Source organism: Lentzea sp. NPDC058436 (assembly GCF_042721515.1).
Classification (GTDB): domain Bacteria; phylum Actinomycetota; class Actinomycetes; order Mycobacteriales; family Pseudonocardiaceae; genus Lentzea.
The window spans coordinates 22204-46360 of sequence record NZ_JBHXLF010000004.1 but is presented as its reverse complement, the minus strand read 5'-3'; the positions used below and the strand labels follow the sequence as shown (position 1 = coordinate 46360).

Genomic DNA, 24157 nt, shown 5'->3' with positions numbered 1-24157 from the left:
CCCCTCCGCGGCGCCCCGTGCTGTGAGAACGTCAGACGACCTGCTCAAGTTCCGCGCGCTGCGCGATCGCCCGGCCGAGCCACTTGCGCCCGACGACGACCAGCAGCGCCACACCGACCGCCGCGACCGTGCCGGCGGCGGATCCCATCCACAGCCCCAGGACCTCCATGCCGTCGGCGGGGGAGGGGATGTCCGCGAACGTCACGTAGACGAACAGGGCCGCCATGACCACGGCCCCCGCGGTGATGGCGCCGATCGCGATGTTGGTCCACGTGACCGAACCGGACTCGAACACGGTGTCGTCACCCGCCCGCTGCAGCATCGCTCCCAGCGCGATCGCCAGGACCTGCAGGCAGGCCACGAAAACGATCGCGAACACCACCAACGGCACCCGCACGGACTCGTACGGCGGGAAGAGGTCGACCTCGTTCGCCGCGGTCGCCGGGATCACCGCGACCTGGGCGAACAGCCCGGCGAGGAACGCGACGGCGAGCAGGGCCTGCAGGAAGAACACCAGTGCGCGGGTCATGAATCGAGTATCGAGCGGTGCCTATCGATTTTCAATCGGTTGGTGTGGAGGTCCTGTGAAGGTTCACGCGGTAGTGGGCGGTAGGGTCCCTTCATGGGTGTCTTCGTCACTGGTGTGCGGCCGCGATGGTCGGACATGGATGCGTTCGGCCACGTCAACCACGCGAAAACGGTGACGTTGCTCGAAGAGGCCCGGATCGAGCTGCTGTTCACCGAGGCCGCCCGCCACGGGGTCAAGGAACTGGCCGAGGGCATGGTCGTGGCGAAGCTCGTGGTCGAGTACCTCGCGCCGATCGTGTTCACCGGCGAGGACATCGTGGTGGAGATGTCGGTGCGGGAGCTGAAGTCCGCCTCGCTGACCCTCGACTACGTGGTGCGCGGCAGCCGTGACGCGAACAGCCCGGTGGTGGTCAAGGCGGAGACGCTGATGGCGCCCTTCAACGTGACGACAGCACGACCGCGCCGCCTGACTGAGGCCGAGCGCGACTTTCTCGCCGGGTGGCGGGCAGGGGGAAACGGTGCCTGAGCTGGTGTTGGCCGACGCGGCCGAGAGAGACGACCTCGGCGCGTTCGCCGCGCGGGCGGTGCGGCTCGACGCGCAGGGCGTGGTGCGGCTGCGCAACCGCAACGACGAGCTGCTCGACGCGTGGGTGGCCACGCCGTTCGACGCCCTGGCCACGCGAACCGTTGCGGGACAGGCGAATCCGGCCGACGTGACGGTGTCCGGCTCGGAGCTGCTGACGGGGCTCGCGGTCATGCGCGACGACCGCATCGACCCCGGACCGGCCAAGGACCTGATGTGGCGCTCGGCCCTGCCGCCCGCCGAGGGCTGGCTCGTGGTCGACCGGCTGCCCGTCGAGGTGGTCGCGAAGATCGCCGACGAGGGCGTTGAGGTGGCGCGGGAGAACACCGGTCCGCAGGGCACGCCGCCAGCCTCGTTGCTGGATCAGACGGTGCTGACGGTCAGCGGGTCCGGACTGGACGTCAAGATCCCGCTGCGGGTCCTGTTCGCGTTGTCCGGCATGGGTTTCCTCGGCGAGGACGGTGACGTCCGGGTCACCGCGACCGACTCGTGGGTGCGGATCGACGCCCGTTTCGGCGCGGTCGTCCGGCGCCGCCACTCCATGCTGCCGCTGATCGTCTGACCCCGGCACGAACGAGCAGCGCCCCCGGAACCTCGGTCCCGGGGGCGCTGTCACGTGCGGAACTCAGACGAGCCAGACCGCGGTGTCCGGAGGCAGCTGGTCGCCGTCCATCGGACCGGACGACAGCAGCACCTGACCGGGCGGCAACGGCACGGACGCGCCCGACGTGTTCAGGGCGCAGATCAGGCCGCCGCCCTTGCGCCGGAACGCGAAGCAGCCGGCAGGGGCGCCGTACCACTCCAGCTCCTCGCCGGCGAACGACCCGTTGGACTTCCGGTGCTCCAGCGCCTCGCGGTACAGCGAGAGCATCGAACCCGGGTCCTCCAGCTGCGCCTCGGCCGTGAGGTGGTCCCACTCGTTCGGCTGCGGCAGCCAGGTGCTCACGGCCGTCGAGAACCCGAACGGCGGGCTGGTGCCCTCCCACGGGATCGGCACGCGGCAGCCGTCACGGCCGCGCTCGGTGTGCCCCGACCGCTCCCAGGTCGGGTCCTGCAGGGCCCAGTCCGGCAGCTCCACGTTCGGCAGGCCGAGCTCTTCGCCGTTGTAGAGGTAGATGACGCCCGGCAGCGCCAGCTCGACCAGGGTCATCGCGCGGGCCCGCTGCTCGCCCGCCGTGCCGCCGCCGTAGCGGGTCACGTGGCGGACGACGTCGTGGTTGGAGAGCGTCCACGCGGCGGGGGTGCCGGTGAGGGCGACCGCCGCCAGCGAGTGCTCGATCGCCGAACGGACCGCGTCGGCGTCGAAACCGGCCTCGACCAGGCGGAAGTTGAAGCCCAGGTGCAGCTCGTCGGGGCGGACGTAGGCGGCGAAGCGCTCGTCGTCCTTCACCCAGATCTCGCCGACGGCCATCGTGCCGGGGTAGCCGTCCATGACCTTGCGGATCATGCGGTGGATCTCGTGCACGCCGTCGTTGTCGAAGCGCGGGTCGTGCGCGTCGTCGGACAGCACGCCGGGCGCCTGGGGACGGATCTCCATGTCCGGCAGGCCCTCGGGCTTGGCCATGCCGTGCGCCACGTCGATGCGGAAGCCGTCGACGCCGCGGTCGAGCCAGAACCGCAGGGTCTGCTCCAGGTCGGCGCGGACCTCCGGGTGCTCCCAGTTGAGGTCGGGCTGCTCCGGCGCGAACAGGTGCAGGTACCACTGGCCGTCGGGCACGCGCGTCCAGGCCGGGCCGCCGAAGACCGACGTCCAGTTGTTCGGCGGCTGCGAGCCGTCGAAGCCGCGGCCCTCGCGGAAGATGTAGCGGGCGCGCTCCATGCTGCCGGGGCCCGCGTGCAGCGCCTCCTGGAACCACTCGTGCAGGTCGCTCGTGTGGTTCGGGACCAGGTCGACCGTCACCCGGATGTTGTGCTCGTGCGCGTCCGCCACCAGCCGGTCGAACGCGGCCAGGTCGCCGAACAGCGGGTCCACGTCGCGCGGGTCGGCCACGTCGTAGCCGTGGTCGGCCATCGGCGAGCGGTAGAACGGGGTGAGCCACAGGGCGTCCACCCCGAGCAGCTCCAGGTAGCCGAGGCGGGACCTGATGCCGTCGAGGTCGCCGACGCCGTCGCCGTTGGAGTCGGCGAAGGAGCGCACGTACACCTGGTAGAAGACGGCGTCACGCCACCAGGCAGCCTCTTCGGCGATCTCGGGGCTGAGGTCGGAGGATCGTCGCACGGGGGGTCATCCTGCCATTCGTCTCGCTGCTAAAGGACCCGAACGGGTGATGGTCGGCTACGAGAAGCTGTTCATCAAGCTGTTCGCGGCCATCTCCATGTAGTCCCAGAGCTGCTTGCGGTGAGCCTCGTCCAGGCCGGCTTCGTCGACGGCGATCCTCATGCAGCGCAGCCACGCGTCCCGCTCGACCGGTCCGATCTTGAACGGTACGTGGCGCATCCGCAGCCTCGGGTGGCCCCGGTTGTCCGAGTAGGTGTGGGGACCGCCCCAGTACTGCATCAGGAACAGCCGCAGCCGCTCCTCCGCAGGTCCGAGATCCTCTTCCGGGTACAGGGGGAGGAGGACGTCGTCGGACTTCACCTCTTTGTAGAAGCGCGCGACGATGCGGTGGAACGTCTCCTCGCCACCGACCTGTTCGAAGAAGCTCACGGGGTTTCCCACACACCCATCCTGACTCACGCGGGCCACCGGGCGCAGGCCGCCCCGGGTGTTGGTCGTGCCATAGGGGTGTGAACTGGCAGGACGCCGAGTGATCATCGTCTCGAATGGGTGTTCTAACTCACCCGGCGTCCGAGTTTCGCGGTCACTTGGCGGTGAAGCCGGCCTCTTCCAGCGCGGGCATGAGCTGCGCGCGCAGGTTGCGCTGGACCGCCCACTGACGGCCGGGGCGCGTCTTCACGGTGACCCGCAGGGTGATGCCGTCGACGGTGAACTTCTCCACGCCGAGCACGTCGGGCTTGGCCGTGATGTCGGTCTTGAGCGGTTCCTTCTCGGCCACCTCGGCGGCCTTGCGCTCCAGCACGGCGGTGGCTTCGGCGAGGTTCGCGCCGTAGCTCAGCGGCAGGTCGACGACCGCGACCGCGAAGCCCTGCGACGAGTTGCCGACGCGCAGGATCTCGCCGTTGCGGACGTACCAGACGGTGCCGCCGGTGTCGCGGATCGTGGTGGTGCGCAGCGCGACCGCCTCGACGGTGCCGCTGATCGACGGGCCCAGGTCCACGACGTCGCCCACGCCGTACTGGTCCTCCAGCAGCATGAACATGCCGGACAGGAAGTCCTTCACCAGGTTCTGGGCGCCGAAGCCGATCGCGACGCCCAGGATGCCCGCCGAGGTCAGGACGGGCGTGATGTCGAGCCCGACCACGATCATGATCTCCAGGAACGCGATTCCGAAGATCAGGATCGTGACGATCGACTTCAGCACCGAGCCGATCGTGCGGGCGCGCTGCTCACGGCGCTCGGAGATCAGGTTTCCGAGCGCCTGCGGAGCGCGTTCCCGCAACGGCTTGAGCAGCCCCGGCTTCTTGCCTTCCTTGCCGGGGATGGTGATCCGGTCGATGACCTTGCGGAGCAGGGCCCTCAGGATGAAGGCGGCGATCAGGATCACGACGATCTTGATCGCGCCCGCCAGGATCATCGGGCCGTACTTCTCGAAGAAGCCGACCGCCTGCGCGGTCCTGTTCGAGATGTCGTCCACGGGACTGGTCACGTGGTCGTGCCCTCCTACAACTCCATGCCGGTGGCATTCGCGAGAAACGTCAGCTGGTCCACGGCGAGAGACACCGTCCGGCTGACCGACCGGCCCGCGTGACCGACCTCGGTCTCGCGGCGGATCAGCACGGGGTGCTTGGTCGGATCACTTGACGAAGCGTGCTGCAGCGCGGCGCACATCTTCCTGGCGTGGTTGGGGTCCACACGAGAATCCGACTCGAACACCGTGAACAACACAGAAGGGTACTCAACGTCCGTTACCACTTGGTGATAAGGCGAGTAGGAGAGCAACCAGCCCAGCTCCTCGGAAACGCTTGCGCTGCCGTACTCGTCGGCCCACAGCCGTCCGAGCAGGAACTTCTCGTAGCGCACCATGTCGAGCAGTGGCGCTGAGCACACCACGGCCGCGTAGAGCTCGGGCCGCTGGGTGAGCGCGGCACCCACGAGGAGGCCTCCGTTGGAGCCTCCCATGATCGACAGCTGCTGCGGCGTGGTCCACCCGTCGCGGATCAGGCGCTCCGCCGCGGAGTGGAAGTCGTCGAACACGTTCTGCTTGTTGGCGCGCATGCCGGCGACGTGCCAGTCCTCGCCCTCCTCGTCGCCGCCGCGCAACGACACGTGCACCCACACGCCGCCCGCCTCGACCCACGCGAGCGTGGTCGCGCTGTAGCCGGGGCCGCGGCCGATCGCGAAGCCGCCGTAGCCGGTGAGCAGCGCGGGACGGGGCAGGTCGGGCTTCTGCTCGCCGCTCACGACGAACATCCGGACCGTCGTGCCGTCCTTGGACTCGTACGCGATCTGCTGCGTCGTCACGGCCGGCAGCTCGACGCGACCCGGTGCGGCCTCGTGCAGCACCGTCTCGCCGGTGGCCCTGGAGTACCGGAACACCGAGGCCGGCGTCACGAAGTCCGTCCACCCGAACCACACCGCGTCCTGGTCGTGGGGCGTCTGGGAGTCCACAACGGACAGGCCGTGCAGCGAACCCGTGCCGGGCAGCGGGATCTCCCGCTTGTGAGCACCGGTCGCGGCGTCGTGCAGGTGCAGTTCGGACACCGCGTGCCGGGTGCGCAGGACGACCAGGTCGCCGTCGAGCCAGCGCACGCCGTCGAGCACCGAGTCGGGTTCCTCGCCGATCAGCTCCGTCCACTCGGTGGGGTTCGCGGGGTCGGCGACGCAGAGGCGCTGCCGGGGCGCGCCGTGGTTCGTGTGCAGGTAGAGCCTGCCGTCCCTGGCGACGGACGCCGAGCACTGGACGCCCGCCTCGCTGAGGATCACGGGCTTGAGCGCGCCGTCGCCGTGCAGGTCGGCGATCCACACGGAGTCGTGCTTCAACGTGCTGGGCGCACCGCTCACGACCAGCCACCGGCCGTCGTGCGAGACGTTGAGCGAGTAGTAGAAGGTGTGCGCCTGGCCGTCGCCGTGCACGTTGAGGTCGGTCTCCGGGTCCGTGCCGACGCGGTGACGCCACACGCGGCGGTGGAACAGCTTCTCGTCCTCGGGCAGCAGCGCCGGGTCGAGCTGGCGCACGTAGTAGAACTCCTCGCCGCCGGGCAGCCAGCCGATCGCGGAGTAGCGGCACCGGTCGACGGGACCCTCGACGAGTTCGCCCGTCCCGACGTCGATCACGTGCAGCAGCGAGTGCTCGTTGCCGCCCACGGACACCTGGTAGGCGAGGCGGGTGCCTTCGAGGCTGGGGGACCAGCCGTCCAGGGTGGTGCTGCCGGACGGGTCGAGCGCGCTCACGTCGAGCAGCACGCGTTCGGTGCCGTCGATCTCGCGCACCAGGACGACGGGGTGGTCCTGCTCGGGGCCGCGGCGGGTGAAGAACGCCCTGCCCGCGCGCCAGACCGGAGTGGACACCGAACCCGTGCGCATCAGCTCCCGGAGCCTCGCGTCGAGGCGTGCGCGGCCGGGCATCGCGTCCAGCCAGGAGCGTGCGAGCACGTCCTGCGCCTGCGACCACTCCGCGGTGCGGGGGTCCGCCGTGTCCTCGAGCCAGCGGTAGGGATCGGCGACGGTGCGCCCGTGGATCTGCTCGGCGATGTTTAGCCGCTCGGCGATCGGGTACGTGATCGTCGCAGGCAGTGGAGTGGAAGGGACCTCAGTCACCTTGTCAAGGGTAGCGGTCTCTTGAAAACCATCTTCGATAGGGAGCGGGTTCACCTCAGGTTCGATCACGCATCCGTGACGCGTCACTTATCACACGTGATTTTTTCCTGGTAAGTGTGGTCTCCTATGGCTGAACCGGTGGAGGTGGTCGCGTGCCAGACCGACAACCGACCCCTATCGGCGGCTCGCTACCAGGCGAGATGGCGCCGACGGTCCCCCCATGCCGAAATCAGCCCGAGCTGCGGGTCGTGCCGGATGGGGATCGAGATGGGGGAGGTCCCGGTCCGACGCCGGCGGTTTTCCCCTGGGGAAGACGCAAGGTCCTGCTGCTGAACGCCACGTTCGAGCCGCTCACGGCGTTGTCACTGCGCCGCGCGGTCGTCCTCGTGGTCTGCGGGAAAGCCGAAGTCGTGCACGGAGACGCCTCCGGGCTGGTGCTGCACTCGTCGAAGTCCGAGGTGCTCGTGCCGTCCGTGATCCGGCTGAGCTCCTACGTGCGCGTTCCTTATCGCGGCCGCGTGCCGATGACCCGTGCCGGGCTCATGCACCGCGACCGTTATCGCTGCGCCTACTGCGGCGGGCGGGCCGAGACGATCGACCACGTCGTGCCGCGTTCGCGTGGCGGACCTCACACCTGGACCAACTGCGTCGCCTGCTGTGCGAAGTGCAACCACCGCAAGGCGGACAAGCTGCTGTCCGAGCTGGGCTGGCGGCTGCGCGTCGTTCCGGCGGCGCCGCGCGGCCCGCACTGGCGGTTGCTCGCCGGGGTGGCCGAGGCTGATCCGCAGTGGTTGCCGTACCTGGGTGAACCCGCGGCCTGATCTGCCGCGTTCGGGCGGGGTCAGGCCGCGAGGGAGAAGTCGTCCCGGCGTGCCGTGATGCGCACGGAGTCGTCGTGCGCGGTGATGCGGACCGAGTCGTCCATCGTGATGCGCACGGAGTCCTGCCGCGCCGTGATCCGGACCGAGTCGTCGTGCGCCGTGATGCGCACCGAGTCGTCATGTGCCGTGATGCGGACGGAATCGTCGTGCGCGGTGATGCGCACGGAGTCGTCCATGGTGATGCGCACCGAGTCGTCGTGAGCCGTGATCCTGACCGAATCGCTCTGGGCGGTGATCCGCACGGAGTCGTCGAGGGCCGTGATGCGCACCGAGTCGGCGCACGTGATCCTGACCGAATCGCTCGCCGTGATGCGCACGGAGTCGCTCATGGTGATGCGGACGGAATCGCTCGCCGTGATGCGGACCGAATCGGACGCGGTGATCCGAACGGAGTCGTCCCTGGTGATCCGGACGGAGTCACTCGCGGTGATACGCACTGAATCGTCCTTGTAGCTCGGAAGAGTGAAGGTCACGGCCTGGGCGGGGGTCATCGTGAACATTTTGTGTCCTCCAACTCGTTCAGGGCGGGTGCGCAAGACCCGTATAGGTGAAAAGCTAAGAGGTGGGTGATCCGGGAACAAGACCCCAAACCGGCACCCGTTCGCCTCCGACCGGGTGAGGCCTGACCGGGTGTAACCGCTGCGCCGCACGAGAGCACTCGTTGGCCTTACTGGCCGGTATGGACACGCTCTGTAGTGTCCAATCCGATGGAAAGTGATGTGCGTCATAGGGCAAAAGGCGTGCATGAACGGGGTTTCCGAGCGCTCACCGGAGCTTGGGCGGTGTCGCTCGTGGGCGACGGCGTGCGCGTTGTCGCGCTGCCCTTGTTCGCCGCCGCGAGCACCCGCAGTCCGCTCGCCGTGTCCGCTGTGGCCGTCGCGCTCACGCTGCCCTGGTTGCTCGTCGCGCTGCCCGCCGGCGCGCTCGTGGACCGCTGGAGACCGAGAACCGTTGTCGTGGTGGCGCATTCGATGCGCGCCGGGGTGACCGGAGTGCTCGCGCTGGCGGTCCACACCGGACACGCGACGGTCGTCGTCTTGTGCGCCACGGCTTTCGTGCTGACGTCCGCGGAGACCTTCGCGGACTCGGCGTCCCAGGTGCTGCTGGTCGAACTGGCGGGCCCGGGAGACCTGGAGGCGGCGAACGGCAGGTTCGTCGCGGTCGAGACCATCGGCATGGACCTCGCCGGTCCACTGGCCGCCGCGGCGCTGTTCTGGTGGGCTCCGGCGGCCTGCTTCGCGCTCGACGCGCTCTCGTTCGTCGCCGCCGCGGTGCTCGTCTCCCGCGTGCCGGACGTCGCCGCGGAACGGTCCGGGGGTGATCTTCGGGGGCGACTGGCGGAGGGGGCGCGGTTCCTGGTGCGGACTCCGGGGCTGCGGTCACTGGTAGTTGCCGTTGCAATCACAGCTTTCTGCGCGGCCGCGATCAACGCCATGCTGGCGCTCTACTCCATCCAGGTACTCGGCCTCGCCGAACCGGTGGTTCCCGCTCTCGTCGTGGCCATGGCGGCCGGTGCTCTGCTAGGCGCCTGGCTGTCGCCGCGGCTCGCGCGGCGGTGGGGAGCGGGACGGGTCATGGTCGGGTCGCTGGGGTTGCTCGGCGCCGCGTTCGCGTTGTTCGGCCTCACCGCGTGGCTGGTGGTGGCGGTGGGCGCCTGCGTGCTGTTCGGGCTGGCGTCCGCGGGGTGGAACGTGCTGTCCGCGACCCGGCGCCAACGGCTCACGCCCGGCCCGATGATGGGGCGCGTGACCAGCGCATACCGGGTGCTCGCGTGGGGACTCTCGCCACTGGGCGCGGGCCTCGCGGGACCGCTCGCGCAGGCAACGTCGCTGGGCACCGTCTACGTCGTGGCGGGCTCGATCGTGGGAATCACCGTGATCTTGCTGGCCCGGCCGCTCGTGCGCGGCTGAGTTCGGCTACCGTACCCGCCGTGACCATCGTGGAGACCGTTCTCGTCTTCGCGCTGATCCCGCTGGCGATCTACGGCGTGATCACGCTGCTGACGGTGAGGCCAAAGGCCACCCGGATTCCCCGGTACAGGCCCGGCCAGGAGTGGGGCTACGCCCCGGTGTGGTGGAGCGCGAACCCGGCCGGGTTGAGCGCGGACCACCACAGTGCCGCCGAGTCCGGTACCGCGGACTCGACCGCCAAGGGAGGCGCACGTGGCAACTGGTAAGGCGATCGAGGCCGTCGACCCGGCGTCGCTGCCGCTCGGTGCCGTCGTGACGAACAGCGGCCGGGTGTCCGCGGCGAAGATGTACGAGCCGCACGTCCCGGAGCTGCCGTTCACGCCGGCCCAGCTCGCGCAGCTGGACGAGGCGCTGACGCTGTCCAGCCGCACCACGGGCCTCGACTTCAGCGTGTACCTGGGCGAGCTCGGCTCGAACGCCCACGAGCGCGCGCAGGAGCTGCACGGCTCCACCGAGCGCCCGTCGCACCACGTCCTCGTGGCCGTGTCGCCGGGTGAGCGCGTCGTCGAGGTCGTGACGGGCGACGAGTCCCACCGCCGTCTCGCCGACCGGGGCGCCAAGCTCGCGGTGATGAGCATGGTCGCGTCCTTCAAGGAGGGCGACCTCGCGGGCGGCCTCATCTCCGGTCTGCGCATGCTGACCGACCAGGCCGGCAACGCGCCGCGTTCCTGATCCTGCTTCTCCGAACGCCCCCGGCACCGTGCCGGGGGCGTTCGCGCGTCTAGGGACTGACGGTGTTCTGGGCGACGACGAGGTCGGAGATCTTCTCCCAGCCCAGCCTGACGTAGAGGTGCACGCCGTCGGTGGACGCGAACAGCAGTCCGGTCTCCGCCCCTGCCCGCACGGCCTCCCCGACCAGCGCACCCATCACGACACTGCCGAGACCCCGCCGCCGGTGCGCCTCCGAGGTCTCGATGCGGTGGGCGACGGCGTCGCGGCCGACGACCGCCATGAACCCACTGGCCGCCACCTCGCCGTCCGCGAGCACCCGCACGCCGATCACCGGGCCCTCGGTCACCTCCACGGCGTAGCCTGCGGGCGGTTCCGGCGCGGGGTGGCCCGCCAGCGCGCGCCGCATGAACGTCTCGTCCGGACGCGCCACGACCAGACCGGCCGCCTCCAGTTCCGCGATCACCTTCCGCGGTGCGAGCGTGGGGACGCTCAGCCAGTTCGGTTCCGCCGACGCCGCCACGATTCGCGCCATCTCGGCGGTCTCCGCGTCGTCCGTCGCGATCCACTCGTACCGCCGGTGCGGCCGGTCCACGTGGACGACCAGGTAGCCGTCGCGGCGTTCGGACGTCAGCCCGTCGGCGGCGATCCAGCCGCGGTGCCAGCGCTCCACCAGTTCACCGATCATGTCTCGTGACGTTATGCGAAAGCCCCGCGACACGCGAACGTGTTGCGGGGCTTCCACTTCAGCTCGTCAGGAGCGGTCGAACTCCTGCGCGGCGAGGGCGCGCACGATGCCCGCCCTGCCCTCGGACACCAGGCGGCGCAGGGCCGGCGGGTGCTCGTCGGCCAGCCACGCGTCGGCTGCCTCCACAGTGGACCTCGCGATCGACCACGCCGGGAACATGCCCACGACCATCGACTGCGCGCGCTCGGACGAACGACGGTCCCACACGCCCTTGACGTCGGCGAAGTAGCGCTCGACGTACGGCGCGAGCAGTTCCTTCTGACCGGGGTGCGAGATGCCCGCGATGATCGCCTCGCTGACCGCGTTGGGCAGGTCGTCGTCGTTCACGGCGCGGTCCCAGGCCTCGTCCTTCGCCGCGGTGGTCGGGCGCAGGGCGCGGGTCGACTGCGCACGGCGGTGGCCGGTGGAGGTCGGGTCGCGCTCCTCCTCGGCGTTGATCTCCGGCAGGTCCGCCTTGCCGTGGGCGACGAGCGCCTGCAGCAGGCGCCAGCGCAGGTCGGTGTCGACGTCCAGGCCGTCGAGGCCCGCCGAACCGTCGTACCAGCCGCGCAGGACGTCCGCGGTGGCGTCGTCGAGCACCGACGAGGCCAGCGCGTTCACGAACGCCAGCTGGTGGTCGGAGCCCGGCTCGGCCGCCTGCGCGAGCCCGAGGGCCTTCGCCACGAACCGGCGCCAGCCCTCGGCGCGCCACGAGTCGTCCGCGTAGGACGACAGCGAGGTCTGCGCCTGCAGCAGAAGTCGTTGCACCACACCGACCTCGGACTCGGAACCCAGGCCGCCGAGGACCAGGTTCACGAAGTCGCGGGCCTTCAGCTCGGCCTCCCGCGTCATCTCCCACGCGGCCGACCAGCACAGCGTGCGCGGCAGCGGTTCGGCGATGTCCGAGATGTGGTCGATCAGCCCGGCCAGCGAGTCGGGGTCGAGGCGCATCGTGCAGTACGTGAGGTCGTCGTCGTTGACCAGCACGATCTTGCCGCGGTGCACGCCGACCAGTTCGGGGACCTCGGTGCGGTCGCCCGTCACGTCCAGCTCGTGGCGGTGCGTGCGGACGAGCTTGCCGGAGCCGTCGTCGTCGTAGACGCCGATCGCGATGCGGTGCGTGCGCAGCTCACCGGCGCCCGGACGCGCGCCGCCCTGCAGCACGGCGAACTCGGTGAACTTCCCGTCGGCGTCCACGGTGAACTTGGGGCGCAACAGGTTCAGGCCCGTCGTCTCCAGCCACTGCGCGCTCCACCACGACAGGTCGCGGCCCGACGCCTCCTCCAGCGCGCCCAGCAGGTCCGCGAGCGTCGCGTTGCCCCAGGCGTGCTTGGCGAAGTAGACCCGCAGGCCCGCCAGGAAGTTCTCCAGCCCGACGTACGCGACGAGCTGCTTGAGCACCGAGGCGCCCTTGGCGTACGTGATGCCGTCGAAGTTGACCTCGACAGCCTGCACGTCGGAGATGTCCGCGGCGACCGGGTGCGTGGACGGCAGCTGGTCTTGCCGGTAGGCCCACGACTTCTCGATCTTCGCGAACGTCGTCCAAGCCTGGCGGTACTCGGTGGCCTCGGCCTGCGCGAGCACGGACGCCCAGGTGGCGAACGACTCGTTCAGCCACAGGTCGTCCCACCAGCGCATGGTGACCAGGTCGCCGAACCACATGTGCGCCATCTCGTGCAGCACGGTCTCGGCGCGGCGCTCGTAGAGGTAGCGCGTGACGCGGCTGCGGAAGACGTAGTCCTCCAGGAACGTGACGCAGCCCGCGTTCTCCATCGCACCCGCGTTGAACTCCGGCACGAAGCACTGGTCGTACTTGCCGAACGGGTACTGCACCCCGAACGCCTTGTGGAAGAACCCGAAGCCCTGCTTGGTCTCGGTGAACAGCCGCTCGTGGTCCATGTGGGGAGCGAGCGAGGCGCGGCAGTAGATGCCCAGCGGGATCGTGAAGTCGCCCTCGACGAACTCGTCGCGCCACTCCGCGTACGGGCCGGCGACGAGAGCCACGATGTAGGTCGACATCGGCTTGGTGGTGGCGAACGTGTGCACGTCCGCGCCGCCCTCGCCGGGCTCGGTGGCGGTGATCTCGCCGTTCGAGATGACCTTCCAGTCGTGCGGTGCCGTCACCTTCATGGAGTAGACGGACTTGAGGTCGGGCTGGTCGAAGCACGCGAACATGCGCTTGGCGTCCGCGGTCTCGAACTGCGAGTACAGGTACACGCCGCCGTCGACCGGGTCGACGAACCGGTGCAGGCCCTCGCCGGTGTTCATGTACCGGCAGTCGGCCTCGATCGTGAGCTCGTTGGTCTCCGCGAGGTCCGGCAGCCTGACGCCGTCCTCCTCGCGGTACTCGGAGACGTCGATCTCGCTACCGTTGAGCACAGCGCGGTGCACGGTCGCCGCCACGATGTCGATCCACGAGGAAGCACCCGGAGTCCGGCTGCGGAACACCACGGTGGTGGTGGAGCGGAACGTGTCCGAACCCGGCTTTCCGCCGCCGTCGGTCAGGTCCAGCTCGATCCGGTAGGACTCCACTTCCAGCAGCTCAGCACGGTCCTGAGCCTGGTCGCGGGTGAGGTTGGGCGCGGCCACTGGTCACCTCGTCTGCCACGCGTTTGGTTACGCGCTGACGTCGTCGGGAATGGTTATGACTCCCGCATCCAATCACGGAACCGGCGTACGGGAAGAGATGACAGGGTGATCTGGTTGGGCTGATGGGGCGATAACGCCACCTACCGTCACCTAAGGGGCTCGCATGACCGACAAGGCGAAGGTCGACTTCTACTTCGACCCTCTCTGCCCGTTCGCCTGGATCTCCTCCCGCTGGATCCTCGAGGTCGAGAAGGTCCGCGACATCGACCTGAGCTTCCACGTCATGAGCCTGTCCGTGCTGAACGAGGGCCGTGACCTGCCCGACCAGTACAAGGAGCTCATGACCAAGGGCTGGGGCCCTGTGCGCGTCGCCATCGCCGCCGAGCAGAAGTTCGGCAACGAGGTGCTGCCGAAGCTGTACACCGCGATGGGCACGCGCATCCACAACGAGGGCAACAAGGACTTCGACGAGATCATCAAGCTCTCGCTGGCCGACGCCGACCTCCCGGCCGAGCTGGCGGAGGCCGCCACCTCGACCGAGTACGACGAGGCGCTGCGGGCGTCGCACCACCGCGGCATGGACCCGGTCGGCATGGACGTCGGCACGCCGACCATCCACATCGACGGCGTCGCGTTCTTCGGCCCGGTGCTGACGAAGATCCCGAAGGGCGAGGAGGCGGGCAAGATCTACGACGGCGCCCAGCTGCTCGCGAGCTACCCGTACTTCTTCGAGCTCAAGCGCACCCGGACGGGTGACCTGGACTTCAGCTGAGCTGAGTTTTCTGTCAGGGGTGCTCGCTAGCGTCTCCTGACATGGCAGATCACCGCGTCGAAGTCGCAGTCCAGGGCCCCTGGTCCCTGTCCACCTCCCGCGCCTTCTGGGAGGGCTTCACCCCGTCCGCGCTCCCGAAGCGCGCGGACGAGGCGCTGGAGGCGACGTTCCTCGTAGAGGGTGAGTGGCGTCGTGCTTCGGTCTCCGTGACCCAGCACGGCGCCACTGCCGTCCTGGCCCTGTCCGGCGCCGGTGACCTCGACCGGGCGGCAGCGCAGGTGTGCCGCTTCCTGTCGCTGGACGTCGATGGACGCGCGTGGCAGGACGTCGGCGCACGCGATCCGGTCATCGGCGAGGCCCAGTCCGCGCTGCCAGGCCTGCGCCCGTGCGGCTTCTACTCGCCGTACGAGGCAGCGGCGTGGTCGGTGCTGGCACAACGGATCCGCATGTCCCAGGCGGCGTCGCTGAAGGCGTCCCTGCTCCGCGACGGCGTGTTCCCGGCACCCACCGAGCTGCTGGCCCTGGACCTGCCCTTACCCGGCCGCAAGCCCGAGTACCTGCGCGCCGTGGCCGAGGCGGCGTTGGACGGCCTCCTCGACGCCGCGACCCTGCGCGCCATGAAACCCGCGGCCGCCGTGCTGGCGGTGCAGCAGGTCAAGGGCCTGGGCCCGTTCGCGGCCGAGCTGGTGGTGCTGCGCGGTGCGAACGCGCCGGACGCCGTGCCGCACAACGAGTCCCGGCTCACCGACGAGGTGGCGGAGCGGTACGGCAGACCGCTGGCCGAGGTGTCGGAGGCTTGGCGGCCGTACCGGACCTGGGCCTCGGTGCACCTGCGGGTGCTGAGGGAGCGCCGACTGGCAGGTGAGCCGGCCCAGCCGGTGCCGCACTGAGCCGCGCTGGGGCGGGCCCGCGCACCACTGACCCGCGCCGACCGGCACGCGCACCACTGCCTGCTGCCACTGCCTGCCTGCCTGCCGCTGCCTGCCTGCCGCCGCTGCCCGCCCGCCACCGCTGCCCGCCCGCCACCGACCACTGCCCCGCCACACCGCCGCTCCCATCCACCCGCCGACCACCGTCCCTGCCGTACCGCCCCCGATCACCGCTCCCGCCCACCCGCCTCTCCTCCCTCCCCACGCCCACACACTCCGACATGACCACCGCCACCCATGTGACAGGCTGGCCCACAACAAGCGCAGCGGTGTCACATCCACCTGGAGGGCTCTCGTGATCGAGGTCGTCAACCCCGCCACCGAGGAAGTCATCGGCACGCTCGCCGAAGGCACCCCGGCCGACGTAGACGCGGCCGTGGCCAAGGCCGTCCAGGCCTTCCCGGCGTGGTCGCAGACCTCGGCGAACGAGCGCACCAAAGCCGTCCACGCGATCATCGACGGCCTCAAGGAACGCGCGGACGAACTCGCGAGCACCATGACCCGCGAGATGGGCACACCCCTCACGTTCAGCCAGAAGGTGCAGGTCGCGAACCCCATCTCCATCGCGGAGGGCGTCGCGAAGGTGCTGGAGGCCGGCTACTTCGAGCCGGAGGAGATCGCCAACTCGCTGGTCTTCCGCGAGCCGGTCGGGGTTGTCGCGGCCATCACGCCGTGGAACTTCCCGCTGCAGCAGATGGTCGCGAAGGTCGTCCCGGCGCTCGCCGCGGGCAACACCGTGGTGCTCAAGCCGAGCGAGCTCGCGCCGAAGACGGCCGACCTGCTCGCCGAGATCATCACCCAGGCCACTCCGGAGAACGTGTTCCAGCTCGTCCACGGCACCGGCCCCGTGGTGGGCGAGGCGCTGGCCGCGCACGCGGACGTCGACATGGTGTCGTTCACCGGCTCGACGAAGGCCGGCAGGCGGGTGTCCGCCGTGGCCGCCGAGACGGTCAAGCGGGTCGCGCTCGAACTGGGCGGCAAGTCCGCCTGCGTCGTGCTCGACGACGCCGACCTCGGGCGGGCGGTGAAGATCGCGGTCGCGAACTCGTTCATGAACAACGGCCAGGCGTGCAGCGCGTGGACCCGGCTGCTGGTGCCCGCCGAACGTCACGACGAAGCCGTCGAACTCGCTGCTCAGGCGGCGAAGAAGTACACCTCGGCCGACCCCGCGGAGCCGACGACCCGCATCGGGCCTGCGGTGTCGAAGGCGCAGCGCGACCGGGTCGTCGGGTACATCCGCAAGGGTGTCGAGGAGGGCGCGACGCTCGCCGCCGGTGGGCCGGAAGCCCCGTTGCCGCAGGGTTTCTACGTCACGCCGACGGTGTTCGGTGGTGTGACGCCGGAGATGACGATCGCCCAGGAGGAGATCTTCGGGCCCGTGCTGTCGGTCATGCCGTACACCGACGAGGACGACGCGGTGCGGATCGCGAACTCCACCATCTACGGCCTGGCGGGTGCCGTGTTCTCCGCGGACACCGACCGCGCCCTGCGGATCGCGAGGAAACTCCGCACCGGGCAGGTCGACATCAACGCCGCCGCGTTCAACACGAGCGCGCCCTTCGGCGGGTACCGGCAGTCGGGCAACGGCCGTGAGTTCGGGCGGTTCGGGCTGGACGAGTTCTGCGAGGTCAAGTCGGTCCAGCGGTAAATGAGCTGCGAGCCACGCCACACCCGCGTATCACTGCGGGCATGGCTGACTCGGCGCTGAGCATCCGGACCCTCACCGAAGCCGACCTCCCGGCGTTCCAGGAGGTGATGGCCTGGGCGTTCCTCGGCGACCCGACGGGAGAGGACAGCAAGTGGCTCAAGGTCCTCGAACCGGACCGGGCGCACGCGGTGTTCGACGGCGACGAGATGATCGGCACCGCCGGGATCCTGAGCCGGCAGATCACCGTTCCCGGTGACCGTCAAGTACCGGCCGGTGCGGTGACGGTGGTGTCCGTGAAGCCCGGCCACAGGCGCCGTGGCGTCGCGTCGTTGCTGATGAGGACGCAGCTGCACGGCCTGCACGAGAACGGTGAGGCGCTCGCGATGCTGTGGGCGTCCGAGGGCGGGATCTACCGCAGGTACGGGTACGGCGAGTACTCGACGAGCATCGCCATGCTGAAGATGCCGACGCGTATGCCGTTCCATCGCAACGTTCACGTGAGCGACGCACGGATCCGACAGGTGCTGCGAGAGGAAGCGCTGCCGGTCATGCGCGAGTTCTACGAACGCGTGTGGCGCACGCGTGTCGGCTGGCTGAGCCGCGTCGAGCACACGTGGGACGTGCAGCTCGCGGACCGCGAGGTCGACCGCGGCGGGCTCACCTCGTACCGCTACGCCCTGCACCCCGAGGGTTACGTGGTGTTCCGGGTCAAGGGGAAGGGCGATGCGAGCGGGCCGCAGGACGAACTGCACGTGCGCGAGCTGGTCTGCACGACCGAACAGGCCTACGCCGACCTCTACCGGTTCCTGCTCGACATGGACCTGGCGTCGGAGATCTCCTTCTACACCGCCTGGGACGACCCGATCCTGCACATGGTCGACAACCCGAGGAAGGTCCGCCGCGAGGCGAGCGACGCGCTGTGGATCAGGATCGTCGACATCGACCGCGCACTGCCGCTGCGCACGTACTCGTCCGATGTGGACAGTGTGCTGGAGGTCGAGGACCCGTTCTGCCCCTGGAACTCCGGTCGTTGGCGCTTCACGGTGAAGAACGGTGAGGCGACGGTCACGCGCACCGAGGACCCGGCGGACGTGTCGCTGGACATCGCCGCGCTCGGCAGTGTTTTCCTCGGCGGGCCACGGCTTTCCGTGCTCAAGCGCGCACACCGCGTGGTCGAGCACACGGCCGGACACGTGGACACGCTGACGATGGCGTTCCTCGGCACACGTGAGCCACATTGCCCCGAGGTGTTCTGACGGAACTCACGGCCGTGGTCGCTCGTTGACCGATTACCTGCTGTGGGAGGTAAAGCCGTGGGCACCGTCGTGTGGGTCGTAGTGCTGGTACTGCTGGTCGCTGGTGTGTTCTACCTGGTCAGTCAGAGCAACGCGCGCAAGGCGCGGGAGCTCGACGACGCCAAGGCGGAGGCACGCCGCTGGGTCGAGCGGCTCGGCGGGCAGGTGATGAGCCTCACCGGCAGCAACGCCGCGGCGACGCAGGCGATGGCCGACGCGTCCGAGCGCTTCACGGCCGCCGGTTCCCAGATGGAGCAGGCCCGCACGATCCCGCAGGCCAAGCTGGTCACCGAGACCGCGATGGAAGGCCTGCACTACGTGCGCGCGGCACGGCAGGCCATGGACATGGACCCCGGTCCCGCGCTGCCCGAGAGCGCCGGTCAGAAGCAGGCGGGCGCCGTCAGCGAGGACCGTCAGGTCAGCGTCGAGGGCCACCAGTACGCCGCGTCGCCCAACTCCGGTCAGGGCACGCCCTACTACTACCCCGGTGGCATGGTCGCCGGCCGCCCGGTGCCGCGTGGCTGGTACTCCGAGCCGTGGTGGAAGCCCGCGCTCGTGGCCGGCGCATGGGGCGTGGGCACGTTCCTGCTGATGGACGCCATGTTCTCCGGCATGCACGGCGTCGGCGACTACGGCATGGGCGACATGGGCATGGGTGACGCCGGCATGGGCGACATGGGTGACGTGGGCGCCGCCGACATGGGCGACACCGGCGGCTTCGACTTCGGCGACATGGGCGGCGGCTTCGACTTCTAGCCCTGGAAAGTGCTCACGAACTGAGCACTTTCCAGCCGCACCCCACCCGAACTACCCGACCCTTTTTCCAGTTGATCTTCAGGGCTGGCAGACCGGGCACCAGAAGAGGTTCCGCGCCGCCAGTTCGGTGGTCAGGACCTCGGTGCCGCAGACCAGGCACGGCTCCCCGGCACGGCGGTAGACGTACACCTCACCGCCGTGCCGATCCACGCGTGGCGCGCGGCCCATGGCACGGGGCATGTGCTCGCGGCGCACGGTGTTGATCTGCCCGACCTTCACGCCGTCCTTCATCAGCACGACGAGGTCGGCCCAGATCGCGTCCCACAGCTCGCGGCTGACCTTGTTGCCGACCAGCAGCGGGTTCACGTTGTGCCGGAACAGCACCTCGGCGCGGTAGACGTTGCCGACGCCCGCGAGGACGCTCTGGTCCATCAGCAGCACGGCCAGCGACTGCTTCGACCGGATGATCCGCTCGTAGGCGCGGTCGGAGTCGGCGTCGCGGCGCAACGGGTCGGGCCCGAGCCGGTCGCGGATCGCCTTGACCTCGGCCTTGTTCAGCACCTCGCACGCCGTCGGGCCGCGCAGGTCGGTCCAGTGCGTCTCGCCGGCCATCCGCATGCGGACCTGACCCACGGGCAGCAGGACCGGCAGCGGCGACTCGGTGAACGTGCCGTACAGGCCGAGGTGGACGTGCACGATCGCGTCCGGGCCGTACACGTGGAACAGGTGCTTGCCGTGCGCCTCGGCGCGGACGAGCTTCCGCCCGTCCACCAGGGACGCCGCGAAGCGTCCCTGCGGACTGGTGACGGTGACGGGCTTGCCCGCGTACCGGCGCTGGTGCAGCCGCGCGAGGCGGTGCAGCGTGTGGCCCTCGGGCATCAGGCCTTGGTCTCGTACGCGCTCACCTGGTCGATGCGGCGCTGGTGGCGCGGCTCGCCCGAGAACGGGGTCTTGAGGAACGCCGACACGATCTCGGTCGCCTCCTCGGTCGTGTGCTGGCGGGCGCCGATGCCGACCAGCAGGGCGTCGTTGTGCTGGCGGGCGAGCTGCGCGGTGTCGACGTTCCACGCCAGCGCGGCGCGGGCGCCCTTCACCTTGTTCGCGGCGATCTGCTCGCCGTTGCCGGAGCCGCCGATCACGACACCCAGGCTGCCGGGGTCGGCGACGACCTGCTCGGCGGCGTCGACGCAGAACGACACGTAGTCGTCCTGGGCGTCGTACTCGTGGGCGCCGACGTCGACGACCTCGTAGCCCTGCTCGGTGAGAGCCTTGGACAGGTGGGACTTCAGCTCGAAGCCAGCGTGGTCTGCTGCCAGATAAACGCGCACGTCAAGGAGTCTGACACGCTGGGGGATGTGTTCAGCCAAGAGGGGTACCAGCTGCGGCTGGAATGGGGGCCCGAGGGTGTTGAGGCTCTGAGGGACTGCGACGTGCTGGTGGTGGTCGACGTGCTGTCGTTCACGACGTCCGTCGACCTGGTGGTCGGCAACGGCGGGCAGGTGCGGCCGTCCCGGTGGGCGCCCGCCTCCGGCCGGACGCTGCGGCCGGCGTCACTCGTCGACGCGGCGGGACTGGTCGAGTTGCCGTCGCCGAACGGTTCGAACCTCTGCACGCTCGCGGGTGAGACGGGTGCCCACGTGCTCGCGGCGTGCCTGCGCAACGCCGCGGCGGTGGCCAAGTGGGCGCAGCGGCTGGGGACGACCATCGGCGTGATCCCCGGTGGTGAGCGGTGGGGGCTCGACATCCTCAAGTCGGGGCCGCGGGAGTTCGGGCCGTTGCGGCCGTGCGTCGAGGACTACCTGGGTGCCGGGGCGGTGCTGGCCGCGCTGGAGGGCAAGGCGTCGCCGGAGGCTCGGCTGGCGGCCACCGCGTTCCGGACCACCGATGTCCCGGCCGCCGTGAGGGAGTGCGGGTCGGGCCGGGAACTGGTCGAGAACGGTCACGCCGCGGACGTCGACCTCGCCGTGCGGATCAACGTCAGCACCGCCGTTCCCGTGCTGGTGGACGGGGTGCTGCGGTGATCGAGATCGCTCCGGGCGTGTTCGTCCGCCGGCACGCCGAGCTGGACCTGACGCTCGGCCTCGTCGTGGGATCCGGAGACGCGCTGCTCGTGGACTCGGGCATGGATCCGGCGTTCGCGCGCGACGTCCGTCCGTCGCGGATCGTGTTGACGCACAACCACTTCGACCACGTGCTGGCGACCGAGGCGTTCCTGCCGTGCGAGGTGTGGGCGCACGAGGACTGCGTCGTCGACTCCAGCCTGCTCGACGACCGCGCGAAGCACTACGACGAACCGTTCGAGGGCAGGCTCGTCGCGCCCACGCACACGTTCCGCGACTCGGTCACGCTGGACGTCGGCGGCCGCCGGGTCGACCTGCGCCACTTCGGTCCAGCGCACACCTCGCACGACGTCGTCGTGCACGTGCCGGACTGCGGTGTGGTGTTCGCCGGTGACCTGGTGGAGCAGGGCGCTCCCGCTCAGGCGGGCCCGGACGCCACGCCGTCCAACTGGCGGCACGTCCTCGACCGGCTGCTGGAGCTCGACCCGCGCGTCGTCGTGCCGGGCCACGGGGACCCGGTCGACGCCGCGTTCGTGCGGGGGATGGCTATCCCGGAGGCCAGGTGAGGCCGCGCCCGCCGAGGACGTGGCAGTGCACGTGGAAGACGGTCTGGCCGCCGTCCCTGCCGGTGTTGAAGACGAGCCGGTAGCCGGACTCGTCGATCCCCTCGGCCTTCGCGACCTGGTGCGCGGTGGCGAGGATCTGCCCCGCGAGCACCGCGTCGACGTCGCCGATCGCCGTGTGGTGCTCCTTGGGGATCACCAGGACGTGCGTGGGCGCCTTGGGGTCGATGTCGCGGAACGCGAGCGTCGTGTCGGTCTCCGTCACGACGGTCGCCGGGATCTCGCCCGCGACGATGCGGCAGAACAGGCAGTCGGTCACGCCCGCATCGTATTGGTACCGATGGGCCCTGTCGTTCATGCCCGCCGACCGTGAATCATGGCCGCGTGAAAGGCACCAAACTGCTGGTGATCGTGCGGTGCCTCATCAGTTTCGCGATCGGCGTGCTGCTCGTGGTCCTCGCGATCCGCTTCGGTGAGGCGCTCTGGCGCGCTTTCCACTAGTCCTCTGATCGTTCAGCGCACGAAGCAGAACTCGTTGCCCTCCGGGTCGCGCATGACCTGGAAGCTGCCCTTCTCGTCGGTGTGCACGACACCGTCGCGGGTGGCGCCCAGGCTGACCGCCTTCACCACGGCGGCCTCGATGTCGTCGACCTCGAAGTCGAGGTGGAACCGGTTCTTCACGTCCTTGCGCTCCGGCACGGGCTGGAACGACATCCGCACGCCACCGGGCGGTTCGACGTGCGCCCACCCGAGCTCGCGGTTCACCGGCTCACCGCCGAGCAGCTCAGCCCAGAACCGGACGAGCCTGCCAGGGTCGTTGCTGTCGATGACGATCTGTTCCAGCCTCACGTCTCCACCAGGTTCTCTCGGGCCCAGTCACAACAGAGGTCGAGCAGTCCGAGCACCTTGCGCCCGTGGGCCGTCAGCTCGTACTCGACCCGCGGCGGGTTCTCCACGAACGCCTCGCGCGAAACAGTCCCGTCGCGCTCCATCGCCCGCAACGTCTCGGCGAGCACCTTGGGCGTCACCCACGGCATCTCGGCACGTAACTGCGTGAACCGCCGCCGCCCGTCCTGCAACGCCCGCAACACGTGCGCGGTCCACTTGTCACCGATGCGGTACGGCAGGTCGTGCGTGCATTCCACCTGCTCACCCCCGATATCGTTGCGGAAACCGGCTGTCCGCACCCTACCTTCGCGCTCATGGCGAAGATCGTTGTTTTCGGAGCGTCCGGCAGAGCAGGCAGCCAGATCGTCACCGCTGCGGAGGCCCGCGGCCACGAGGTGACCAGGGTCGGCCGCGACCCCGGCGTCCGCCCGGATCTGGCAGCGGGCCACGACGTGGCGGTGAGCGCCGTGGTGGACCTGGCTCGCGACCCGGCGGAGTTCTACCCGGAGGTCTCCCGCGCACTAGTGGCGTCCGGCGCCGGCCGCATCGTCGTGGTCGGCATCTACACCCTCCTGGAGACCGCGCCGGGCGTGCGCGTGGTCGACGCCCCGGACTTCCCGGCGGAGTTCAGGCCGTTCTGCCTGGGCCACGCGGCAGGCGTCGAGGTGCTGGCGGAGTCCGGCGTGGACTGGCTGGTGATGAGCCCGGCGGGCAACTTCGGCGGCACCCCCACCGGCCGCTACCGCCTCAGCGAGGCCGACCCGTCCGACACCCTGACCTACGAGGACTTCGCCCTGGCCGTGGCGGACGAGATCGACCACCCCACCCACCGCCACACCCAGGTGGGCGTGGCCTCGGCCTGACCGACCTCACGACGGGCACGCCTGACCGTCACATCGGTTTGGTAGACCTGTCACGACAGGCACGCCCGACCGCGGCATCGGCTCGGTCGACCTCACGACAGGCACGCCCGACCGCGGCATCGGCTCGGTCGACCTCACGACGGGCACGCCTGCCCGTGGCCTGACCGCGGTGATGGGGGTCCGGGGGCGGGCCCCCAGCGTGGGGGTCTGGGGGGCTCGGCCCCCAGAAAGAAATGCAAGAGGCCGACCAGGTCTGCGCATTCCGCAGACACGAGTCGGCCTCGGTCACGAGCGGGCGACGGGAATCGAACCCGCGTAGCTAGTTTGGAAGACTAGGGCTCTACCATTGAGCTACGCCCGCGCTGCGTCCCCCTGAGGGGCTGCGGTCATTACCTTAGCGGGTGGCGGTAAGCTGGTTGCAACCGGGGCGTGGCGCAGCTTGGTAGCGCACCCGCTTTGGGAGCGGGGGGTCGCAGGTTCAAATCCTGTCGCCCCGATCGGTTGACGAAAGCCCTCGATGACCTGCGTCGTCGAGGGCTTTCGGCTTCTCCGGTGACCTCGACCTCGGCTGGCGTCACTCGAAGGAGTGACCTCGCGTAATGCCCCTCGGCTGCCTCC

Annotated in this window: 27 protein-coding genes and 2 tRNA genes; 15 read left to right on the top strand and 14 right to left on the bottom strand. The window is 69.8% G+C overall.

The annotated features are described in order from the left end of the window. Positions 1 to 31: 31 nt before the first annotated feature. The gene (locus ACFWN2_RS18820; protein ID WP_382428798.1) at positions 32 to 529 is read right to left on the bottom strand and encodes a DUF2975 domain-containing protein; all 498 of its coding nucleotides are present in this window, start codon (positions 527 to 529) and stop codon (positions 32 to 34) included. 93 nt (positions 530 to 622) lie between these two features. Between ACFWN2_RS18820 and ACFWN2_RS18815 the strand changes: the two genes are divergently transcribed. Both ACFWN2_RS18815 and ACFWN2_RS18810 read left to right on the top strand, forming a co-directional pair. Beyond that, positions 623 to 1054 (top strand): acyl-CoA thioesterase, encoded by a 432-nt coding sequence (locus ACFWN2_RS18815; protein WP_382428796.1) that lies wholly within the window; start codon positions 623 to 625, stop codon positions 1052 to 1054. Further along, the gene (locus tag ACFWN2_RS18810) at positions 1047 to 1673 is read left to right on the top strand and encodes a hypothetical protein (protein WP_382428794.1); all 627 of its coding nucleotides are present in this window, start codon (positions 1047 to 1049) and stop codon (positions 1671 to 1673) included. The genes ACFWN2_RS18815 and ACFWN2_RS18810 overlap by 8 nt, the downstream gene beginning before the upstream one ends. Before the next feature lie 63 nt (positions 1674 to 1736). Here the strand turns inward: ACFWN2_RS18810 and ACFWN2_RS18805 are convergent, their stop codons facing one another. The 4 genes from ACFWN2_RS18805 to ACFWN2_RS18790 form a co-directional block, all read right to left on the bottom strand. Beyond that, positions 1737 to 3329: an alpha-amylase family glycosyl hydrolase gene (locus tag ACFWN2_RS18805; protein ID WP_382428792.1), complete on the bottom strand. Its 1593-nt coding sequence runs from the start codon at positions 3327 to 3329 to the stop codon at positions 1737 to 1739. 57 nt (positions 3330 to 3386) lie between these two features. Beyond that, positions 3387 to 3770 (bottom strand): globin, encoded by a 384-nt coding sequence (locus tag ACFWN2_RS18800; protein WP_382428790.1) that lies wholly within the window; start codon positions 3768 to 3770, stop codon positions 3387 to 3389. A gap of 142 nt (positions 3771 to 3912) precedes the next feature. Continuing rightward, positions 3913 to 4746 (bottom strand): mechanosensitive ion channel family protein, encoded by an 834-nt coding sequence (locus tag ACFWN2_RS18795; RefSeq protein ID WP_382429648.1) that lies wholly within the window; start codon positions 4744 to 4746, stop codon positions 3913 to 3915. An 86-nt stretch (positions 4747 to 4832) separates the two neighbouring features. After that, positions 4833 to 6929 (bottom strand): prolyl oligopeptidase family protein, encoded by a 2097-nt coding sequence (locus tag ACFWN2_RS18790; RefSeq protein ID WP_382428788.1) that lies wholly within the window; start codon positions 6927 to 6929, stop codon positions 4833 to 4835. A 152-nt stretch (positions 6930 to 7081) separates the two neighbouring features. Here ACFWN2_RS18790 and ACFWN2_RS18785 point away from each other — a divergent pair, with 152 nt between their 5' ends. After that, a complete protein-coding gene (locus ACFWN2_RS18785; RefSeq protein WP_382428786.1) occupies positions 7082 to 7750 on the top strand; it encodes an HNH endonuclease in 669 nt (222 codons plus the stop codon). 20 nt (positions 7751 to 7770) lie between these two features. On the opposite strand, the gene ACFWN2_RS18780 is transcribed toward ACFWN2_RS18785, so the two are convergent. Further along, entirely contained in the window at positions 7771 to 8310 is a 540-nt protein-coding gene (locus ACFWN2_RS18780) for a DUF2345 domain-containing protein (protein WP_382428785.1), read from the bottom strand. Positions 8311 to 8517: 207 nt separating this feature from the next. Between ACFWN2_RS18780 and ACFWN2_RS18775 the strand changes: the two genes are divergently transcribed. The 3 genes from ACFWN2_RS18775 to ACFWN2_RS18765 are packed head-to-tail and all read left to right on the top strand — an operon-like array spanning position 8518 to position 10452. Continuing rightward, positions 8518 to 9720, top strand: a complete 1203-nt coding sequence (locus tag ACFWN2_RS18775; RefSeq protein WP_382428784.1) for an MFS transporter — start codon at positions 8518 to 8520, stop codon at positions 9718 to 9720. A 20-nt stretch (positions 9721 to 9740) separates the two neighbouring features. Continuing rightward, a complete protein-coding gene (locus tag ACFWN2_RS18770) occupies positions 9741 to 9986 on the top strand; it encodes a hypothetical protein (protein WP_382428783.1) in 246 nt (81 codons plus the stop codon). Then, the gene (locus tag ACFWN2_RS18765) at positions 9973 to 10452 is read left to right on the top strand and encodes a DUF5130 family protein (protein ID WP_382428782.1); all 480 of its coding nucleotides are present in this window, start codon (positions 9973 to 9975) and stop codon (positions 10450 to 10452) included. The genes ACFWN2_RS18770 and ACFWN2_RS18765 overlap by 14 nt, the downstream gene beginning before the upstream one ends. A gap of 49 nt (positions 10453 to 10501) precedes the next feature. Here ACFWN2_RS18765 and ACFWN2_RS18760 read toward each other — a convergent pair whose 3' ends face one another. Both ACFWN2_RS18760 and pepN read right to left on the bottom strand, forming a co-directional pair. Continuing rightward, positions 10502 to 11137 carry a GNAT family N-acetyltransferase gene (locus tag ACFWN2_RS18760; RefSeq protein WP_382428781.1) on the bottom strand — a complete coding sequence of 212 codons (636 nt, stop codon included), beginning with the start codon at positions 11135 to 11137 and terminating at the stop codon, positions 10502 to 10504. A 66-nt stretch (positions 11138 to 11203) separates the two neighbouring features. Beyond that, the gene (gene pepN, locus ACFWN2_RS18755; protein WP_382428780.1) at positions 11204 to 13765 is read right to left on the bottom strand and encodes an aminopeptidase N; all 2562 of its coding nucleotides are present in this window, start codon (positions 13763 to 13765) and stop codon (positions 11204 to 11206) included. A 163-nt stretch (positions 13766 to 13928) separates the two neighbouring features. Here pepN and ACFWN2_RS18750 point away from each other — a divergent pair, with 163 nt between their 5' ends. The 5 genes from ACFWN2_RS18750 (at position 13929) to ACFWN2_RS18730 (ending at position 19165) form a co-directional block, all read left to right on the top strand. Then, the gene (locus ACFWN2_RS18750; protein ID WP_382428779.1) at positions 13929 to 14537 is read left to right on the top strand and encodes a disulfide bond formation protein DsbA; all 609 of its coding nucleotides are present in this window, start codon (positions 13929 to 13931) and stop codon (positions 14535 to 14537) included. A gap of 41 nt (positions 14538 to 14578) precedes the next feature. Next, positions 14579 to 15427, top strand: coding sequence for a DNA-3-methyladenine glycosylase family protein (locus ACFWN2_RS18745; RefSeq protein ID WP_382428778.1), 849 nt, complete (start codon positions 14579 to 14581; stop codon positions 15425 to 15427). Positions 15428 to 15761: 334 nt separating this feature from the next. Continuing rightward, the gene (locus tag ACFWN2_RS18740; RefSeq protein WP_382428777.1) at positions 15762 to 17114 is read left to right on the top strand and encodes an aldehyde dehydrogenase family protein; all 1353 of its coding nucleotides are present in this window, start codon (positions 15762 to 15764) and stop codon (positions 17112 to 17114) included. Between the two features lie 41 nt (positions 17115 to 17155). Next, entirely contained in the window at positions 17156 to 18370 is a 1215-nt protein-coding gene (locus ACFWN2_RS18735; RefSeq protein WP_382428776.1) for a GNAT family N-acetyltransferase, read from the top strand. Between the two features lie 57 nt (positions 18371 to 18427). Beyond that, positions 18428 to 19165, top strand: a complete 738-nt coding sequence (locus ACFWN2_RS18730) for a hypothetical protein (protein ID WP_382428775.1) — start codon at positions 18428 to 18430, stop codon at positions 19163 to 19165. Between the two features lie 78 nt (positions 19166 to 19243). Here the strand turns inward: ACFWN2_RS18730 and ACFWN2_RS18725 are convergent, their stop codons facing one another. After that, positions 19244 to 20044 carry an Fpg/Nei family DNA glycosylase gene (locus tag ACFWN2_RS18725; RefSeq protein WP_382428774.1) on the bottom strand — a complete coding sequence of 267 codons (801 nt, stop codon included), beginning with the start codon at positions 20042 to 20044 and terminating at the stop codon, positions 19244 to 19246. Next, positions 20044 to 20493: a ribose-5-phosphate isomerase gene (locus ACFWN2_RS18720; protein ID WP_382428773.1), complete on the bottom strand. Its 450-nt coding sequence runs from the start codon at positions 20491 to 20493 to the stop codon at positions 20044 to 20046. The genes ACFWN2_RS18725 and ACFWN2_RS18720 overlap by 1 nt, the downstream gene beginning before the upstream one ends. A 27-nt stretch (positions 20494 to 20520) precedes the next feature. On the opposite strand from ACFWN2_RS18720, the gene ACFWN2_RS18715 reads away from it, so the two are divergent. Together ACFWN2_RS18715 and ACFWN2_RS18710 are read left to right on the top strand one after the other, a co-directional pair. Next, positions 20521 to 21186, top strand: a complete 666-nt coding sequence (locus ACFWN2_RS18715) for a 2-phosphosulfolactate phosphatase (RefSeq protein ID WP_382428772.1) — start codon at positions 20521 to 20523, stop codon at positions 21184 to 21186. Then, positions 21183 to 21791 carry an MBL fold metallo-hydrolase gene (locus tag ACFWN2_RS18710; protein ID WP_382428771.1) on the top strand — a complete coding sequence of 203 codons (609 nt, stop codon included), beginning with the start codon at positions 21183 to 21185 and terminating at the stop codon, positions 21789 to 21791. The genes ACFWN2_RS18715 and ACFWN2_RS18710 overlap by 4 nt, the downstream gene beginning before the upstream one ends. On the opposite strand, the gene ACFWN2_RS18705 is transcribed toward ACFWN2_RS18710, so the two are convergent. From ACFWN2_RS18705 to ACFWN2_RS18695, 3 genes are all read right to left on the bottom strand, one after another. Continuing rightward, complete coding sequence (locus ACFWN2_RS18705; RefSeq protein ID WP_382428770.1) at positions 21772 to 22146, bottom strand: histidine triad nucleotide-binding protein; 375 nt, start codon at positions 22144 to 22146, stop codon at positions 21772 to 21774. The two genes, ACFWN2_RS18710 and ACFWN2_RS18705, sit on opposite strands and share 20 nt — an antisense overlap. 155 nt (positions 22147 to 22301) lie before the next feature. Continuing rightward, positions 22302 to 22637: a VOC family protein gene (locus ACFWN2_RS18700; protein WP_382428769.1), complete on the bottom strand. Its 336-nt coding sequence runs from the start codon at positions 22635 to 22637 to the stop codon at positions 22302 to 22304. Next, positions 22634 to 22933 (bottom strand): winged helix-turn-helix transcriptional regulator, encoded by a 300-nt coding sequence (locus ACFWN2_RS18695; protein WP_382428768.1) that lies wholly within the window; start codon positions 22931 to 22933, stop codon positions 22634 to 22636. The genes ACFWN2_RS18700 and ACFWN2_RS18695 overlap by 4 nt, the downstream gene beginning before the upstream one ends. A gap of 57 nt (positions 22934 to 22990) precedes the next feature. Between ACFWN2_RS18695 and ACFWN2_RS18690 the strand changes: the two genes are divergently transcribed. Beyond that, positions 22991 to 23539 carry an NAD(P)-dependent oxidoreductase gene (locus ACFWN2_RS18690; RefSeq protein ID WP_382428767.1) on the top strand — a complete coding sequence of 183 codons (549 nt, stop codon included), beginning with the start codon at positions 22991 to 22993 and terminating at the stop codon, positions 23537 to 23539. Positions 23540 to 23829: 290 nt separating this feature from the next. Here the strand turns inward: ACFWN2_RS18690 and ACFWN2_RS18685 are convergent. After that, positions 23830 to 23900: transfer RNA gene (locus tag ACFWN2_RS18685), tRNA-Gly, on the bottom strand. 62 nt (positions 23901 to 23962) lie between these two features. Here ACFWN2_RS18685 and ACFWN2_RS18680 point away from each other — a divergent pair. Beyond that, a tRNA-Pro gene (locus ACFWN2_RS18680) sits at positions 23963 to 24036 on the top strand. Positions 24037 to 24157: the final 121 nt, after the last annotated feature.